Source organism: Sporolactobacillus sp. THM19-2 (genome assembly GCF_004153195.1).
GTDB lineage: Bacteria > Bacillota > Bacilli > Bacillales > Sporolactobacillaceae > Sporolactobacillus.
In genome coordinates this window covers 38,310-55,246 of record NZ_SEMC01000017.1, presented here as the reverse complement: position 1 = coordinate 55,246, position 16,937 = coordinate 38,310, and the positions used below count along the sequence as shown (strand labels likewise).

The following is a 16,937-nucleotide window of genomic DNA, read 5'->3' as shown; positions in this document are numbered from 1 at the left end:
CCCACGTGTTACTCACCCATCCGCCGCTCACCTCAGGGAGCAAGCTCCCCTCTGTGCGCACGACTTGCATGTATTAGGCACGCCGCCAGCGTTCGTCCTGAGCCAGGATCAAACTCTCCAAAAAAGTGTTGCTTCTTCCGGATCCCTTTCGGCATCCGGGTCAGACTTTTTTCGTTCATAAGATCCATAGCAAATTGAATTGATCAGGGGATAACCCCCTCAAATCACGCTTGGCTTTTGTTCAGTTTTCAAGGAACATTCAAACAGCAACTCTAATATTATACTATCAAACAGGAATGATGTCAACACCTGAAAAATATCAGACGAAACATTCACTGTCTGTCGAAAAGGGCAAGAAAAATCTTATCATGTTCGTTCAGACAAGTCAACCGGAAATTTTAAATCAATCCGTCAATCTGTCGCTGAAAGAACATGTTTGATGTTCCCGCCAAAAGACAACGATATATAATCTAACATGGATTTTATCGATCGTCAATACCTGATCGTAAAAATCAGTAAAGCAAAATCCGCCAGAATATAATCAATCAACAAAACCAGGCTCCAATGGAATTGAAATCAGGAGCCTGGTTGAATCTCACACATTCATCTCATTGATTCAGACTTCCATCGGGAACATGCCTTACTCTATTTTCCGACGGTATCCGGATCGTCGGTATGAATGGCTTCTTTATGCTGACATTCCGGACAGATACCATACACTTCCAGCCTGTGCGAATCGACTTTAAATCCTGTCACCTGAGCCGCCAGAGACTGAACTTCATCCAGTCCCGGATAATAAAAGTCTACAATTTTTCCACACTTGCGGCAGATAATATGATAATGCTGTTTGGTTGAAAAATCAAAACGGCTTGACGAATCTCCATAGGTCAGTTCTTTAACCAGACCTGTCTTTTTAAAAACACGCAGGTTGTTATAAACCGTCGCAACACTCATATTAGGAAATTTATGTTCCAGAGCTTTATAAATCTCATCAGCAGTTGGGTGCGAACCGGAAACCACAAGGTATTCCAGAATCGCATGGCGCTGCGGTGTAATTCGAACACCGGAGTTTTTAAGCATATCAATGGCTTTATCAACTTTCACCGTTCCTGTATCCACCGTCACGCACCTCGCTTTCAGACAGATAGCGTTATCAAATATAAATTATCACCTTAAAATGGTTACAATTCATTTTCAGTTTATCCTGTTTATGCCTGTCCTGTCAATGCAGAGCACTTAGTCTGTCTGTCCGCCATGTTTTTCCAGATTGTGTCCGGACCGGATCATATTATTATGTATATCATATACCGATTTTTCGATGTGTATCCGAATTCTTTTTCTCAACTGCGCCTGTATCTGAAAAGATCTGTTTAACAATAAGTAAAGAAAAAACCGGACAATGAACAACGTCCGGTTTACCAAAGGGAAGTGATGCATTTACTTCCGAATTAATTCAATTTTTCTTTTACAAACTGATAAACATCGGCAATATGTCCGGATACTTTAACTTTCGGCCAGACCTTTACGACCTTGCCCTGCTTATCAATCACAAACGTTGAGCGGACAATACCCATATACTCTCTGCCGAAATTCTTTTTCTTCTGCCAGGCTCCGTACAGCTTCGCTGCGGTATGATCAATATCTGCGAGAAGGGTAAACGGCAGATCGTGTTTCGCTGTAAACTTCTGATGCTTCTCGATCGGATCCGGGCTCACACCGATGACGACGGTGTCCAGGTCTTTAAACATTTTATTCTGATCACGAAAATCGCACGCTTCATTCGTACAACCCGGTGTCATGTCCTTCGGGTAGAAATACAGAACAATATTCCTTCCCTTCAATTTTGACAAGGTTACATTTTCTCCGCCGGTTGCCCGAAGAGTAAAATCCGGTGCTTCCGTTCCTTCTTCAATCATCAACAATGCCTCCTGGTTTGATTATGTTTTTCAGGAAATCCGAATACCAATCTTTCCAAACTGTGTGCCCGCCTTCAGTTTCTGAAGCGCTTCTCCGGCATGTTCCAGGGGGACGACTTCATCTACTACGGGCCTGATTTTGTTTTTACGGAATAAATCCGTCATCCGTAAAAATTCCTCAATACTGCCTAAAGTGGATCCGTGCAGATTCCACTGATTGTAGAAAAACTGTCGCAGATCCAGCTGAATGATGTCTCCCGCCGATGCACCGAAAGCAACGACCGTTCCGCCCTCCTTCAAGAGGCCGAGCGAACGGTGAAACGTCGCGGCTCCGACACTTTCAATGACCAGATCGACCGTCTCACCTTTTAAGGCTTTCTGCCAGTCCTGATCATTTTCCAGCGTGATATCGGCACCGAGGTCCCTTGCCTTCTCCAGCTTTTCTGTGCTGCGTGAGGATACAATGACTTTTGCCCCGACAGCCTTTGCCATCTGCAGCATATATGTAGCAACGCCGCTCCCGATACCAGGAATAAATACGGCTTCCCCCTCCTTCAGGGCACCGCGGGTGAACATCGCGCGGTAACCGGTCAGTGCAGACAGGGGCAGCACACCAGCTTCATCCCACGACAGATATTCAGGCTTTGCGGTCACCTGAGACTCAGCGACAACGATATATTCCGCAAGCGTCCCGTTGTCAGGCAGTCCGAGAATCTCAAAATCTGCAGGGGGGGCAGGAGACTCCTTTTCCCAGCGCAGAGCAGGGATGATCAGCACCTCATCACCGACCCGTGCTTTCGTGACACCCTCTCCTGTCGCAGTAACGACACCGGCGCCGTCTGAACCGATAATCAGCGGTGGATCACCTGCCTGATGGCGTTTCTGAACGACAAACAGATCACGATGATTGAGACCGGAAGCTCTGAGTGCGACTTTTACTTCACCCGGGCCAGGCTGAGGTTCGGGGAAATCGTTTCGAAAGTGCAGCCCTTCAAAACCCGCGTGACCTTCATGAACCAATGCTCTCATTTTGACCACCTCACGTCTATTCTCTCAAAAGTGGCATCAATACACAAATTAAACGGCATTTATATCGCCATGGATTATGGTAAAATGAGTTGAAACTGGATTTTCAAAGGTGAGGACATGGATTTAAAAAGTATTCAACGACGCATTGAAAATGACGGCATGATTATCGGGGAAGATACGGCAAAGAAAACATCCGTCTTTATCCCGCTGATCCCCGATCAGGATACATGGGACCTCCTTCTTGAAGTCCGCTCGATGAACCTGAAAAGGCAGCCGGGTGATGTCTGCTTTCCGGGCGGGCGCAGCGAGAAAATAGACAGCTCACTCCGCGGAACGGCTATCCGGGAGACGAGTGAGGAGCTGGGCGTACCGGAAGAAGCGATCACCGTGATCGGCAGAATGGCGACCTGCATTGCGACACCGGATCTGTTTATTTATCCGTTTGTCGGGGTGATCGATGCCGACGTACCGATCAGGCCGAATCCGGACGAGGTAGCGGAAGTCTTCACGATTCCGCTGCCCTGGCTGATGAAACAGATGCCGGAAAAGTTCCCGCTCTCCCTTTCCGCCGATCCTGATCAGGATTTTCCCTTCGAGCGGATTGTCTCAGGTAAAAATTACCCTTTCCGTTCGCGAAAGATTATTGAGCCCTTCTATGACTATCAGGGCCGGACGATCTGGGGACTGACCGCCCGCATTCTCGAACATTTTGTTTCTCTAATCAATCACAGAATGTTTGAATAACGAGACCGGTCTGACTCTTGTTAAAATCATCCATTTGGCGGATACTGGATATGCCCGCTCAGATAAAGTGAAACGTCGGTCAGCGGAGAGTTTTCGGACACAGGATGTGCCCGTGCAGGCACTGCGACAGCGCCATCGCTTTTAGCCCGCGTCATCCTCTGCTGATTGTCAGTTGAACCCATCCGGCTGCTGCGCGCCTCAGCCTGCTCGTTTACCCTCATGTCCTGAAGCAGGGTCTTACTGCCCGTTCATGCGGGAAAAAGAAGTAAAGAAGTAAAGAAACTAAGGGGAGATTTTTTCATGAACATCAGCACTTCAGAAAAACTTTATCAGGAAGCACTGGAACATATCGTCGGAGGAGTCAACAGTCCTTCCCGCGCGTATGCAGCGGTTGGCGGAGGCGCTCCGGTTTTTATGAAGAAAGGAAAGGGCGCCTATTTCTGGGATGAAGACGGCAATCGGTATATCGATTACCTGGCGGCTTACGGGCCGATTATTACCGGTTTTGCCCACCCGCACATTACGGAAGCCATTAAGAGGCAGGCTGAACTCGGCGTTCTGTACGGGACGCCGACAAAACTGGAAACCGAACTTGCGGTCATGCTGGAAAAAGCCATTCCTTCGATGGATAAAGTACGCTTCACCAATTCCGGTACCGAGTCGGTTATGACGACGGTACGTGTCGCCCGTGCGTATACAGGCAGAAAGAAAATCTTAAAATTTGCCGGGAGCTATCATGGCCACTTTGACCTGGTACTTGTTGCCGCCGGTTCCGGACCTTCCACACTTGGATCCCCGGATTCAGCCGGTGTGACGGAAAGTACGGCCCATGAAGTGATCACGGTTCCCTATAACAACGTCGACACCCTGCAGCAGGCTTTTGATAAATGGGGCGATGATATCGCCGGCGTTCTTGTTGAGCCGATTGTGGGCAACTTCGGTATGGTGATGCCAAAACCGGGATTTCTTGAAGCGATTAATAAAATTGCACACCAGGCGGGAGCGATTGTCATCTACGACGAAGTCATCACCGGATTTCGGTTTATGTACGGTGGTGCTCAGAATTATCTCGGCGTGATTCCCGACCTGACAGCGATGGGCAAAATCATCGGCGGCGGTCTGCCGATTGGTGCTTACGGCGGACCAAAGAAAATCATGGATGAAGTCGCACCGCTCGGCCCGGCATATCAGGCCGGTACTATGGCCGGTAACCCGCTTTCCATGGCGAGCGGCATCGCCTGCCTCGAAGTTCTTCAGAAACCCGGCGTCTACGAAGAAATGGACAGACTCGGTCATAAGCTGGAAGAAGGCATCCTGTCACTGAACGTGAAATATCATCTGCCGATTGCAATCAATCGAATTGGCGGATCGATGACCCTGTATTTTTCCGATCATCCAGTGACAAACTATGAAGAAGCGAAAAAAACAGATACGGAAATGTTCGGCCGCTTCTTTAAACTGATGCTGTCTAAAGGTGTAAACCTGGCGCCATCAAAATATGAAGCCTGGTTCCTGACGACTGAACATACAGAAGCAGATATTGATGAGACACTTGATGCTGTTGATTATGCTTTTTCAGAACTTGCAAAATAATCACCGCCCGAGCTGAGCATGCTTTAACCCGGACGGAATTGAGGGGCAGACGCCCCTTTTTTTATGCGAAAAAGCAGTCAGTCTTTGCAGGAAAAAGGATCAGAAAAAGGTCTCTGACGCCTGTAACTGGCCCGCCTGCGTTTTTCTTTATAAAAAATTATGGAGGATGGACGATGCATCTGGGTGCAAGAAGCCTGAAGACAGGAATAGCCGTTACTATCGCTCTGATGATCGCCGATCTGTTTCAGCTGACGCCTCCGATTATGGCCGGTGTTGCCGCTGCCGCAACCACATTACCTTCTGTCCGTCGCTCTTTCCGGGCGATGATCAATAATATCTATGGTAATCTGATCGGTGCCGTCATTGCGATTTTGTTTATGATTCTGATTGGTGATCACCCGATTTCCGTTGGTCTTGCCGTCGTCACAGTGATTGCCATTCATCTGAAATTCAGTCTGAATAACACGCTTACACTGACGATGATCACCGTTATTTTCATTATGTCGAGCGGGATGGATGACCAGATTGCTTTTATCTTTGAAGCCTTCAGACGTTTCGCTCTGATCTGCATTGGTGTTGGCTCGGCAACTCTGATTAACATCCTGCTCCTGCCGCCAAAATATGAAGACAGCCTTTACCAGTCAATTCTCGGACAGACCGGCGGACTTTTCAAATGGGTCCGGCTGCTCAGCGCAGGGACGTCGGACAATACAAAAATAAAAAGCGAACGGACGGCCTTTGACCGGGAGAAGCTGAAAATAGAAGACTACTATCACTGGTATAAGGAAGAACGCGTTTATTCACGCAAAATACGGCTGGTGAAATTCAGGCGGTGTGTCCTGTTCCGGGAAATGATCCGGACGACCGGGCGGCTGCATCGTATGCTTGACCTCCTCGATCGGCAGGAAAACGCCTGGCGCAAGCTTCCTGCTGATTTCCGGCAGATGTTTAAAGCACATCTGGATGCTCTGATGGACTACCACGAACGGATTTTGCTGATGTATGACGGAAAAATCAGGCGTAAACGCCATGAAGAGCAGGCAAAAAGCAGTGGCCGGGATAAAAGCGGCGTCGTCTCTGCTTTTGCGCGCCATTGTGCCGATCCCGTCGACGGGGTATGGATAGATGTTTTGCCACTGATATCCGCACTGACCGAATACAGTCAGCATGTCGAACATCTCGATTCACTTGTAAACAGCTTTCAGACCTGGCATCGCAAAGAAAACCGGATCCGGATCAACGGCAGGCCGGGATAATCTAATCTGTTTCTTTCCCATACGCCTTAAGTCCTAAATTGAAATACAGCGGAGGCTCATTACCCGGCCTCCGCCTTTTTTATACACTTAAGTCATGGAAAGGGGGACACAATTCATGAAAAAATTTCTGCTTTTCGTACTCGGAGCTGTCAGCCTGATCATTCTGCTGACCCAGATCGGCCCGCTTATCGGACTCGTCGTCAGCCTGGCTGTCCTCTGGTTCGCATTCAGAAGATTCATCCGGTCAGGCGAGACCGGGAGCAAAATCCTCTGGGCAGCGGTCGGTCTGATTGCCCTGTGCTTCTCAATCGGAAACGTTCCGGCCATCATCGGTATCGTTGCACTCGCCGGCCTTTATTTCGTGTACAAATTCTGGAATAAAGAGAAAAAGGAAGAAGCAGAACCTGCAGATCCTTTCGACAACTTTGAAAAACAGTGGAAAGAAATGCACTGAATGAAAAAAAGGAGCGAATGAAAATGAGTAACCTCTTTACCCGTATCAAAGATTCCATTTCAGCTGATCTGAATGATCTGCTCGACCAGAAGGAACAGAAAAATCCGATTGCCATGCTGAATCAGCATCTGCGCCGCTGTGAAAAGGAAGTGAAGCGTGTCCGTGAACTGATCGACCGCCAGTATCTTCTGAAAGACACTTTCATGAAAGAATATCATCAGGCAGCGGACATGGCGGCAAAACGTGAGCACCAGGCAGATATCGCTGAACACGCTGCCGAAACAGAACTCGCCGGATTCGCACGCAAAGAGCAGCAGGACTACGCAGAAAAAGCGACACGTCTAAAATCGGCGTATGAAAAAAACCTACGCCAGATTGATCAGCTGGAACAGAAGTACGCGGACATGAAGCGTAAGCTGAAGGATATGTATCTGAAAAGGATGGAACTGATGAGCCGTGAAAATATCGCCAATGCCAGCCGGCGGATCGATCATGTGATCCGTCCGGACCAGGCGTTCGGCCAGTCTTTCTCGAAGTTCGAAGAAAGTGAACTGTACCTGGAGCGTCTGGAGCAGAAAGTGAACGCGGATTATCATCATAACACCATTGATGCGCGGATCCGCCAGATTGAACGCGAGCTGGAGAAAAAGGGTACTGAAGCCCGATCCTGAGCAATAAACGGCTGTGGCAGACATAGTGGCACTCTGATAAAATGAAAAAGGCGTATCAGGCGCCTTTTTCTCTTGTACATAATGGAACGCCCCGGGAAGGCAGGTGATCCCCTTGTTCGAACAGTTCAGAAACGATAAATACAGCTGGACACTGATCGGCGGACTGATACTGATTATTGTTCAGGCCGTATTCGGCGATTGGGGATTTCTCTTCCCGGCCGCCCTCTTCGGCGCCATGGTCTATTATGGAAAAAATAAAACTCCCTCAAGGAAGGGAAAAATCATTTTCTGGATTGGGATCGCCGGGCTTATTTTCACCGTAGTGAACCTGATTGTCTTTAAATTAGTGATTCTGATCCTGCTTATTTTCCTGGTCTATGAATTTGTTCAGAACAAAAAACATCCGAAACACATTTTCCCGGCATTTCATCCGGATGCAGACGATGAAGCAGGATCAGAAACGGTATCCGGGACCCCGCTCCTGAAAAATAAATGGTTCGGGTATCAGAAGACCCCTGACGGAGATTACGAATGGCAGGATATCAATATCCAGACAGGTGCCGGGGACACGCTGATTGATCTCAGCCGGACGATACTCCCGAAGAAGGAGTCAGTGATCTTTATTCGTCACTTTGCCGGGCGCGTCCGTATTCTCGTCCCTTATGGTGTCGAAGCGGCCCTGCAGTATTCGATGGTTCTCGGTCAGCTTCAATTTTTTGACCGAAAAATACCGCAGCTGGTCAATTCATCCCTCACCTTCGAGACAAAAGACTATGCACAGGCCGAACAGAAAGTGAAAATTTTCGTCTCTGGCGTAGCCGGTAACCTGGAGGTGCGTCGCATATGACGGCCATGAAAAGGCAGATACTGACCGGCGTGTTTTTCGCATTCGGTTTTCTGATTCTGTTTTCAGTGCTTTACCTGTTTGCCTTCCCGATCGATGACTGGTCCCTGCTCTGGAGGCGGCAAATATGGAATCTTCCCTTTGTCTTTATCGTTCCTGTTCTCGCTCTGTCGGCAGGTGCAGCGGCCGGTGTGCTTTCCGGATTTTTCTGGCGGAATGCACTCATGTCAGTCAGTGACGCTGTGGACGGTCTGACAGAAGGCCTTGCAACGGACGTATCCGGGGCGCCGCATCTTGAAGAACTGGAAAATATTCAGGGGCGACTGAGCAGGCTGGCCGGACAGATGGCTCTTCAGGCTCAACAGGTGCAGAAAATGTCCAATGCGAAGGCTGAAGCTGAAGAAGCAGCCATAGAGAAAATTGTCTCTGAAGAACGTAACCGTCTTGCCCGCGAGCTGCACGACTCGGTCAGCCAGCAGCTGTTCGCCGCATCCATGCTCATGTCAACAATTAACGAGCTGCGGCCCTCTGTCGATGATCCGGAATCAAAGCAGCTCAGACTGGTTGAGGCAACGATTCATCAGGCGCAGCTTGAAATGCGGGCGTTGTTTCTCCATCTCCGTCCGATTCAGCTTCACGGTAAGGCGCTGAAAGACGGGATGGAGGGTCTTTTGGGAGAACTCCGGCAGAAAGTCCCGATGAAAATCAGCTGGCACATTGAACCGATCACACTGGAAAAAGGAATTGAAGATCAATTGTTCCGAATCCTCCAGGAATCGGTATCCAATACTCTCCGTCACGCCCGGGCGAAGTCACTTGACGTGCTTCTGATCCGTCGTGAAAAATGGATTATTATGCGGGTGACGGATGACGGTACCGGATTCCGGCCAAAAGAGACGAAGCCCGGATCGTACGGGCTCCAGAATATGAAAGAACGCGCATCGCAGATCGGCGGCCAGCTGAAACTGGTCAGTGTCCCGGGAAAGGGAACGAGCCTTGAGGTCAAGGTTCCTGTACTTAAGGAGGATGAGGGAAATGATTAGAGTTGTGTTTGTCGATGATCATGAAATGGTCCGGATCGGGGTCTCGGCGTATCTGTCTGCTCAGCAGGATATCGATGTGGTCGGCGAAGCGTCAAACGGGAGCGAAGGCGTCGATATGGTTTTAGACCTGAAACCGGATATTATCCTCATGGATCTGGTCATGGATCAGATGGACGGCATCGAAGCAACCAAACAGATTATCGCCCGGTGGCCGGAAGCAAAGATTATTATTGTCACGAGTTTTCTTGATGACGACAAGGTCTATCCGGCAATCGAGGCCGGAGCCACCAGCTATCTGCTCAAAACATCCAAAGCTTCTGAAATTGCCGATGCGATCCGGACAACCTATGGCGGCCAGTCTGTACTTGAACCTGAGGTGACGGAAAAAGTTATCGCCCGAATGAATCACCGGCAGCCAAAGGCCCTGCATGAGTCGCTGACGAAGCGTGAAATGGAAGTGCTTCTTCTGATGGCAAAGGGAAAAAGCAATCAGGAAATCGCCGATGAACTTTACATAGCCCTGAAAACGGTCAAAGTGCACGTCAGTAACATCCTGAGTAAACTGGAGGTTCAGGATCGGACGCAGGCCGTCATTTATGCCTTCCAGCATAATCTGTGCCACTGACAGCATGGCCCTGCAATCCTTGAACATTTCTTTGCTTTTAATGTAATGGTATGAAAAGCGCCCCGCCTGTTGCTCACAGGCGGGGTGCTTTTCGATAATGTAAGGTGATTACTGTTTGTTTTGCTGAGATTTCTTGTTCTGCTGACGAACTTCCTGAGCGTTTGTTTCGCTGGCAAATTCGCTGCCGAACTGACCTGCCCCGGACTGGGACTGGGCATTTTGCTTTTTCACTTGTTCAACATTCGTGCCCGCATTTGTCTTCTTAGCCATTGAGTATCACCTCCACGACCATTAGACTTGCCAACTTTTCGATATTTTATGAGTTCATGCTGTAATTTTTTTTCATCCATTCAATGACTTTCTGATGCGGGACAGGAAAAGGATACCGCTCCAGCTGCTCAGGCGTGACCCAGTGCCTGTTTCCCATTTTATCCGCTTCATCCAGTTTCCCGGTATAAAGAGACAGGTTCCAGATCAGATGTGAGAACCTGTGGGTACAGGTAAAAGAAGTTTTATGCAGATCACACCGCGTCCCGAATGTTTTCTCCGCAGACCGCCTGACATGGCCTTTTCCGTGACCGGTCATGCTGATCATCGGAAACTGCCAGAGTCCGGCGAGCAGACCCGTTGATGGCCGCCTCTCGATCATCAGACGTCCCCGGCTGTCACTGATCAGTAAAACCGCGTAATCTGCCAGACGTGGTTTTTTTGCCCGGCTCTTTACCGGATAATCCTGCTGCACGCCCTCTTCATATGCCTTGCAGTATTTCCTGACCGGGCAGGCGCCGCAGTTCGGGTTCTTCGGGCGGCAGATCATGGCGCCAAGATCCATCAGGCTTTGATTAAATGCGGATGGATCAGTCTCGGCAATAAATGCAGCAACCCGCTGCTCAAACAGTTTTCGTGTCCGCGCCCTGGCAATATCCGCGTCGATGAGAAAAATACGGGACATGACACGCATCACATTGCCGTCTATTGCCGGCTCAGGTTCACCGAATGCCATACTGAGCAGTGCACCGGCTGTATAGGGACCGATTCCGCGGATCGAGAGCAGTTCTTTTTTTTCATCCGGGACCTGTGCCCCGTATTTCTCCGCGACTTCACGCACACCCGCCTGAAGATTGCGCGCTCTTGAATAATAACCCAACCCTTCCCATCTTTTCAGAACGTCTTCTTCAGGCGCATGAGCAAGTGCTTCTATAGTTGGAAAACGTTCGATAAATTTCTGATAATACGGGATCACCGTATCCACCTGGGTCTGCTGCAGCATGATTTCGGAAATCCAGATATAATACGGATTCTTTGTACGCCGCCAGGGCAGGTCCCGGCTGTTCTGATGAAACCATGACAGAAGATCATGATTAAATGACTGAATAAATTCCGGATTCACAGGTTTCACTCCATTTGATTTCTTCAATTGCCAGGAAGGTTCTGCACGAGGTTCTATTTTACACACTTCTGTCATTTTTTTCACCACATTTTCCATATATATCCCTTTCATTATCACTGATTTTGTGTGACAATGATAGTATATAAGCACATGTTTCCGGGATATATTTACTTTAAGGAGGACATTCGCCAGGAATGGATACAGCAACTCATGTTGTTATTGGATTTGGTCTTGCGGGCATTGCGACACTGGACCCGGCTGTAGCGGGAAGTTCGCTGACTTTTCAGGCTGTCATGCTGGGTACTGTTGCAGGATCCGTTATTCCGGACATTGATACGGTTTTGAAACTGAAAAACAATGCCACGTACATCCGCAATCATCGGGGCATGACGCACTCTCTTCCGGTCACTATGCTGTGGCCGTACCTGATTGCCATGCTGACGATGATGATTTTCCCAGGAGCGAATGCATCACATGTTCTGTTCTGGGCCGCAGTCGGCGTCTTTCTGCATGTGTTTTCAGACATTTTTAATGCCTATGGCACACAGGCGATCCGGCCGCTGAGCGATCAATGGATTGCACTCGGCGTTATTAATATCTTTGACCCGTTTATTTTCAGCCTGCACATTATGGGATTGATCATCTGGCAGACGATCGGTCATCCAGGGATCACCTTCCTCATCATCTATGCCATCCTGATTGCCTACTATATACTGCGCATCCATCATCATCACCAGATGGTGATGGAAGTAAGAAAACAGCTTCCGAACCTGACCAAGGTTCTTCTGTCTCCGACAATGAGATGGTCGCATTATCATCTTGCTGCCGAAAGTGCAGATCGTTATTATGTAGGGAAAATCGAAGGCAAAAAGCTGATTCTGATAGACGCGTTCAATCGGAAACCGATAGATCGCCGTGATGGAAAAATTCGGGCCGCGATGAAGGATAAAAATGTGCGCGCCTTTCTGTCTTTTTCGCCAATGTATCGCTGGACGGTATCTGAGAGAAACGGCCGCTACGTTATTCAGTTCACGGATCTGCGCTATTTTTCAAAGGGCATGTATCCTTTTACGGCTACTGTGTGGCTGAATAACGATCTATCTATACAGAGTTCTTACACGGGCTGGGTCTTCAGCGAACAGAAGCTCAGGAAGAAGCTGGTCCTTGCCCAGACTAAAGCTTAAATTTTGAAAGCCGGGATATCCCGGCTTTTTTTATACCTCACCGAATGAGTCCGTTGTTTTCCGCTTCCATACGCTTGCTTTCTGCAGACGACCCCGTAAACCGGCAACAGCGACCGGCCAGCCGGCGAGTTTTTCTTCAATTATTGCCGTACCCATTTTTTCTTCTTCAGAAGTGATATAGGGAAAGCACAGAATTTATCTTCATTTTCAAACGTTCCCCAGGCAAATGTGCCTTTCATGTGATCAATTGTAAACGGGCGCTGATCCACATAATAGATCTGACCGGGTTTAAAGCTTTGCGGATCCATCAGGTATGCCTTTGCCATATCGATCTTCCGCTCATAGACGGCGAGCTCATTGAGCATCCCCGACTGCTCTAGTTTTCTGGCTTTCTCTGTAAATTCCCTGATTTTATCGGTTAATTCATAAGGCGTCATTTCACTGAATCGTCGCTCCAATTTTCGCATCTCCTCATTATTATCTGTCACCTGTCTGCTCCCGAAGATAAGAAGTAATGGCATCGACGGGAAATCCTTTTTTATATAGAAACGTCCGGACTTTTAGATTAAATTCTTTTCCGCTGAATTTCCTGAATTTCTGCATGGCTTTCTCCGCCTGATGTTGCAGGGCATTTCTTTCATTTTCAATCAGAAAATCATTGATCTCGTTTACGACCTGTTCCGTGATTTTACGTGAGTAGCCTCTTTGCATCAAGAGACGTGAGAGCACCTGTCTTGATTCAATATATGATTTCTTGTTTTTTACTGACGCCTTCTGCTTATGCAGATATTTCCGCGCATGTTCCAGCTGCTCTTTAGCAGGAAACAGATCTTCTGTTTCTGCTGCCAGCTCCTGATTTATTCCGGCCTGAAGCAGTTCGCGATAGATCATCTGCGGACCCTTTGTCGACGTCCTGATCCGTGTTTTGGCAAATGATAATGCGTATTGACGGTCATCCAGTAACTTTTCTTCCTTCAGGTGTTCGATGGCGAAGGTGATCTGCTGGTCTGAAAAATGCTTCCTGTTCAGATAATCCCGCATTTCATGGACAGAGCGGATCCTGTAGGACAGATAACGCAGTCCGGCGTGATACGCCCGGATTCCCTGAGCCTCACGCCGCAGCTGCTCCAGCTTTTCCCGCGAGAGCATCATCCCTTTATGCAGTCCTTCATGTACGAGAACATCCTCATGAACATCCACCGTGGAAATTTCTCCGCCCTCTTCCGTCACATCAATCTGATAAAACCCCTGTTCCTGATTATTGGTTCGGATTCTGGCGATCACCGGCATCCCGTTCATCCTTTCAGCTCTTTTTAAGTATCATAGCACAACCTCAAAATCAGGGTTATGTCTGCTGTTTCGTCTACTCCGCGTATACGATCCATCACCGGTATCAGAAAGCTCCGGAATTTCACTTCTCCTGATACTCATTATATCGTAACAAAATGATTATGCGTGAACCTTTTTAATCGCTTTGTCTGAAATTTTAAAGGAGAACAGTGGATATAAATTTCCTATTCTGAATTTGTCAGGTCAAAACATATGAAATTGTCAATAACTCTGTGGATAAGTGGATAAGTTGGATAAATGGCGGTACTAAGCCAGTCGAAATGTGGACTTTTTTGTTGATAATTCACAGGTTATCTGTGGATAATGTGCATAAGTGGTGACTATTTCGATATGATCGGGAATGGCAGATGTCAAGTCTGTGGATAAATCTGTGGATCCTGTTCTTTCATATTTTTTATAAATTTTTTTTGAAGAAAAAATGAACCTTCTTCCCTGTTTTACCGGAAGAAGGTTCATTTTGAATATTGAGCAGCTCACCAGAATACGGCGGGAAGCTGTTTTTTGGCTGTCAGATCATCCAGACTGCGGAAGTGATACCCCATTTTCTTTAAATTATGAATAACCCGGGGCAATGCCTCTGCATTATCACTGGAAACGGTGTGGAGAAGCAGAATCGCTCCGGGGTGCATCCTTTTCATGATCTGCATGTAAGCGTAATCCGCCCCGCGCGGCTGATCACGCAGCCAGTCCTTATAAGCCGCAGACCAGAAAACGCTGATATAACCCTGTTCCTGCGCGAGCTTCATCGAACGCTCGCTGAATGTTCCGCGTGGCGGGCGCAGATAAGGCATCGACCGCTTTCCTGTCAGTTCGGTGTATGCCTGTCTGAGTTTTTCAAGCTCCATTTTATATTTTTCATCGCTGATACGGGACAGATCCGGATGACCCCAGGAATGATTGCCGATAATATGCCCTTCCCGTACCATCCGTCTGACCAGTCCCGGCTGATCCTTGATGTAATGACCGGTGATAAAAAAAGCAGCCGGTACATGTTCCTTTTTCAGTGTATCAAGGATTTTCGCAGTATAACCCGCTTCATAACCGTTATCAAATGTAAAGTAGACTTCTTTTTTCGTTATGTCGCCAATATAGATGCCGTCGTATTTTTTCAGAAGCGCCTTATACTCAGGTTCTGTTGTTGCCGGCTGATGATTCTTCGATGGTTTGAAATACCAGTCCGCAGCAGCAGCGGTGCCCGGCGCAGCCAGAATGACAGCAGCCAGCAGAACAGCCAGCCCTTTTTTCAAATCGATCCCCCCTAAGTCGTCCTTCTCTTAGGGTGACCATCTCTTATCGGATTATGTCTGTTCGGATAGAAACTTCAATCCGTGGGGAGCTTACTGTCCATTAAAGCGGGATAAATCTTCTTTCCAGTCGTCACGGAACCGGCGGATTCTGATTTCAAATTCATCCATCATATGAAGTAATTGATCAAGATCTTCCGGCTGCGTGCTCCCAGCTTCGAATGCCTGAACCATATAAGAAATTAATTGAATCCGATTCTTCATGTAACTGATTTGCGCATCCTTTGAATGTGTTGCTCTTCCCATTTCTATTCCTCCGGTAAAAATTCAGTCGAACAGATGCAGTGCGCCAATGCGTTCAACGGCTTCAGTCAGGCGTTCCGGTTCGGTCAGAAGCCCGACACGAATGTAATTTCCGCCGCTGCTCCCAAAGCCAATGCCCGGTGCCACAACCACGTGCGCCTTAGTGAGCAGTTCATCAAAAAATGTTTCAGAGGTAAATCCTTCCGGCACCGGCAGCCAGCCAAAGAAGGAGCCCTGTGACGGAGCGGCATTCCATCCGATCCGGTGCGCCGCATTGAAAAAGGCATTCCTTCTTGTCTCATAGCGTGCCACAAGGTCGCGCACGCAGTCCTGCGGTCCGAGAAGCGCCTTCGCACTGGCTTCCTGGATAGCGCCGAACAGGCTGACATAATAATGATCCTGGATCAGTTCGATCGCGCGGATCACGCTCTTGTTTCCGAGTGCGAACCCGACGCGCCAGCCGGCCATGTTGTACGTTTTCGACATGGTGTACATCTCCACACCGATATCTTTTGCTCCCGGCGTTTGGAGGAAACTGCGGGGCTTTTTCCCGTCAAACCCCAGTGCCCCATAGGCAAAGTCATGTACCACACAGATGTTGTGCTTCTCAGCCGTTCTCACGGTCTGTTCAAAAAAATCAGCGGGTGCCGTAACCGCCGTCGGATTGTTCGGATAGTTGAGGAACATCAGACGGGCTGTGTCCAGTACACTTTCCGGAAGCGCGTCATAATCCGGCAAGAAGCCATTTTCCGAGGTCAGCGGCATTTTTTCCACTTTCAGATTGGCCAGAGCGAATCCCGACAGATAATCCGGATACCCGGGATCCGGCATTAATACGGTGTCTCCGCTGTTCAGCAGGCACTCCCCGACCTCAACGAGTCCCGTTTTTGAACCAAACAGGATCGCAACTTCTGTTTTCGGGTCGAGATCAACATCATATTCCCTCTTATAGAAAGTGGCGATGGCTTCCTTCAAAAAGTCATAACCGCGAAAAGGTGAATACTTATGATACAGCGGATTCGCAGCAGCCTGCTGCAAAGCACGGACGATGTGCTGCGGCGTTGGCTGATCGGGATTCCCCTGTCCGAGATTAATCACATCATACCCCTTTGCAATCTCCGCATTCGTTTTGACAACAAGATCGGCGAAAAACTGTTTCGGCAGACGCTTCAAAGCGTCCGACATTGGATAATCAACCACAATCCATCACTTCCACTTCAATAATTTAGAGATAACCTGCTGCTTTTGATTCATCCTGCAAGAAACAGGAAGCATCAGCTTATATTTGACC

The 16,937-nt window shown here is 48.3% G+C and carries 20 protein-coding genes and 1 rRNA gene; 9 read left to right on the top strand and 12 right to left on the bottom strand.

Annotation, left to right across the window (positions count from 1 at the left end; translation table 11 throughout):
• The 4 genes from EWH91_RS11365 to EWH91_RS11350 form a co-directional block, all read right to left on the bottom strand.
• Positions 1-124: ribosomal RNA gene (locus tag EWH91_RS11365) — 16S ribosomal RNA — on the bottom strand; the annotation flags it as partial.
• A 521-nt stretch (positions 125-645) separates the two neighbouring features.
• Complete coding sequence (gene perR, locus EWH91_RS11360; protein ID WP_129930161.1) at positions 646-1,080, bottom strand: peroxide-responsive transcriptional repressor PerR; 435 nt, start codon at positions 1,078-1,080, stop codon at positions 646-648.
• 368 nt (positions 1,081-1,448) lie between these two features.
• The gene (gene bcp, locus EWH91_RS11355) at positions 1,449-1,916 is read right to left on the bottom strand and encodes a thioredoxin-dependent thiol peroxidase (RefSeq protein ID WP_129930156.1); all 468 of its coding nucleotides are present in this window, start codon (positions 1,914-1,916) and stop codon (positions 1,449-1,451) included.
• A 30-nt stretch (positions 1,917-1,946) separates the two neighbouring features.
• Positions 1,947-2,945: a zinc-binding dehydrogenase gene (locus tag EWH91_RS11350; protein WP_129930155.1), complete on the bottom strand. Its 999-nt coding sequence runs from the start codon at positions 2,943-2,945 to the stop codon at positions 1,947-1,949.
• 117 nt (positions 2,946-3,062) lie between these two features.
• On the opposite strand from EWH91_RS11350, the gene EWH91_RS11345 reads away from it, so the two are divergent.
• From EWH91_RS11345 to EWH91_RS11310, 8 genes are all read left to right on the top strand, one after another.
• Positions 3,063-3,689, top strand: a complete 627-nt coding sequence (locus tag EWH91_RS11345; RefSeq protein WP_129930154.1) for an NUDIX hydrolase — start codon at positions 3,063-3,065, stop codon at positions 3,687-3,689.
• Positions 3,690-3,989: 300 nt separating this feature from the next.
• Positions 3,990-5,282, top strand: coding sequence for a glutamate-1-semialdehyde 2,1-aminomutase (locus tag EWH91_RS11340; RefSeq protein ID WP_129930153.1), 1,293 nt, complete (start codon positions 3,990-3,992; stop codon positions 5,280-5,282).
• Between the two features lie 173 nt (positions 5,283-5,455).
• Positions 5,456-6,538 carry an FUSC family protein gene (locus tag EWH91_RS11335; protein WP_129930152.1) on the top strand — a complete coding sequence of 361 codons (1,083 nt, stop codon included), beginning with the start codon at positions 5,456-5,458 and terminating at the stop codon, positions 6,536-6,538.
• A gap of 115 nt (positions 6,539-6,653) precedes the next feature.
• Positions 6,654-6,992 (top strand): lmo0954 family membrane protein, encoded by a 339-nt coding sequence (locus tag EWH91_RS11330; RefSeq protein ID WP_129930151.1) that lies wholly within the window; start codon positions 6,654-6,656, stop codon positions 6,990-6,992.
• 23 nt (positions 6,993-7,015) lie between these two features.
• Positions 7,016-7,663 carry a PspA/IM30 family protein gene (locus EWH91_RS11325; RefSeq protein ID WP_129930150.1) on the top strand — a complete coding sequence of 216 codons (648 nt, stop codon included), beginning with the start codon at positions 7,016-7,018 and terminating at the stop codon, positions 7,661-7,663.
• Between the two features lie 112 nt (positions 7,664-7,775).
• Positions 7,776-8,510, top strand: coding sequence for a cell wall-active antibiotics response protein LiaF (liaF, locus tag EWH91_RS11320; RefSeq protein ID WP_129930149.1), 735 nt, complete (start codon positions 7,776-7,778; stop codon positions 8,508-8,510).
• Entirely contained in the window at positions 8,507-9,550 is a 1,044-nt protein-coding gene (locus EWH91_RS11315; protein ID WP_129930148.1) for a sensor histidine kinase, read from the top strand. The genes liaF and EWH91_RS11315 overlap by 4 nt, the downstream gene beginning before the upstream one ends.
• Complete coding sequence (locus EWH91_RS11310) at positions 9,543-10,175, top strand: response regulator (RefSeq protein WP_129930147.1); 633 nt, start codon at positions 9,543-9,545, stop codon at positions 10,173-10,175. Before EWH91_RS11315 ends, EWH91_RS11310 begins: the two co-directional genes overlap by 8 nt.
• A gap of 108 nt (positions 10,176-10,283) precedes the next feature.
• Here EWH91_RS11310 and EWH91_RS11305 read toward each other — a convergent pair whose 3' ends face one another.
• Together EWH91_RS11305 and mutY are read right to left on the bottom strand one after the other, a co-directional pair.
• Positions 10,284-10,445, bottom strand: coding sequence for a gamma-type small acid-soluble spore protein (locus tag EWH91_RS11305; protein WP_129930146.1), 162 nt, complete (start codon positions 10,443-10,445; stop codon positions 10,284-10,286).
• 46 nt (positions 10,446-10,491) lie between these two features.
• Complete coding sequence (gene mutY, locus EWH91_RS11300; protein ID WP_240697347.1) at positions 10,492-11,661, bottom strand: A/G-specific adenine glycosylase; 1,170 nt, start codon at positions 11,659-11,661, stop codon at positions 10,492-10,494.
• Positions 11,662-11,759: 98 nt separating this feature from the next.
• Here mutY and EWH91_RS11295 point away from each other — a divergent pair, with 98 nt between their 5' ends.
• On the top strand, positions 11,760-12,749 hold the full coding sequence (locus EWH91_RS11295) for a metal-dependent hydrolase (protein ID WP_129930144.1): 990 nt from the start codon (positions 11,760-11,762) through the stop codon (positions 12,747-12,749).
• Positions 12,750-12,779: 30 nt separating this feature from the next.
• On the opposite strand, the gene EWH91_RS14870 is transcribed toward EWH91_RS11295, so the two are convergent.
• From EWH91_RS14870 to EWH91_RS11270, 6 genes are all read right to left on the bottom strand, one after another.
• Positions 12,780-12,905, bottom strand: coding sequence for a hypothetical protein (locus EWH91_RS14870; RefSeq protein WP_256359837.1), 126 nt, complete (start codon positions 12,903-12,905; stop codon positions 12,780-12,782).
• Positions 12,890-13,207 carry a YfhH family protein gene (locus EWH91_RS11290; protein ID WP_129930143.1) on the bottom strand — a complete coding sequence of 106 codons (318 nt, stop codon included), beginning with the start codon at positions 13,205-13,207 and terminating at the stop codon, positions 12,890-12,892. The genes EWH91_RS14870 and EWH91_RS11290 overlap by 16 nt, the downstream gene beginning before the upstream one ends.
• Before the next feature lie 19 nt (positions 13,208-13,226).
• Positions 13,227-14,048 (bottom strand): RecX family transcriptional regulator, encoded by an 822-nt coding sequence (locus EWH91_RS11285; protein WP_240697346.1) that lies wholly within the window; start codon positions 14,046-14,048, stop codon positions 13,227-13,229.
• Between the two features lie 524 nt (positions 14,049-14,572).
• The gene (gene pdaA / locus EWH91_RS11280) at positions 14,573-15,346 is read right to left on the bottom strand and encodes a delta-lactam-biosynthetic de-N-acetylase (protein WP_129930142.1); all 774 of its coding nucleotides are present in this window, start codon (positions 15,344-15,346) and stop codon (positions 14,573-14,575) included.
• 90 nt (positions 15,347-15,436) lie between these two features.
• Entirely contained in the window at positions 15,437-15,649 is a 213-nt protein-coding gene (locus EWH91_RS11275) for an SE1561 family protein (RefSeq protein WP_129930141.1), read from the bottom strand.
• Between the two features lie 21 nt (positions 15,650-15,670).
• Positions 15,671-16,849, bottom strand: coding sequence for a pyridoxal phosphate-dependent aminotransferase (locus EWH91_RS11270; protein ID WP_326407609.1), 1,179 nt, complete (start codon positions 16,847-16,849; stop codon positions 15,671-15,673).
• Positions 16,850-16,937 lie beyond the last annotated feature (88 nt).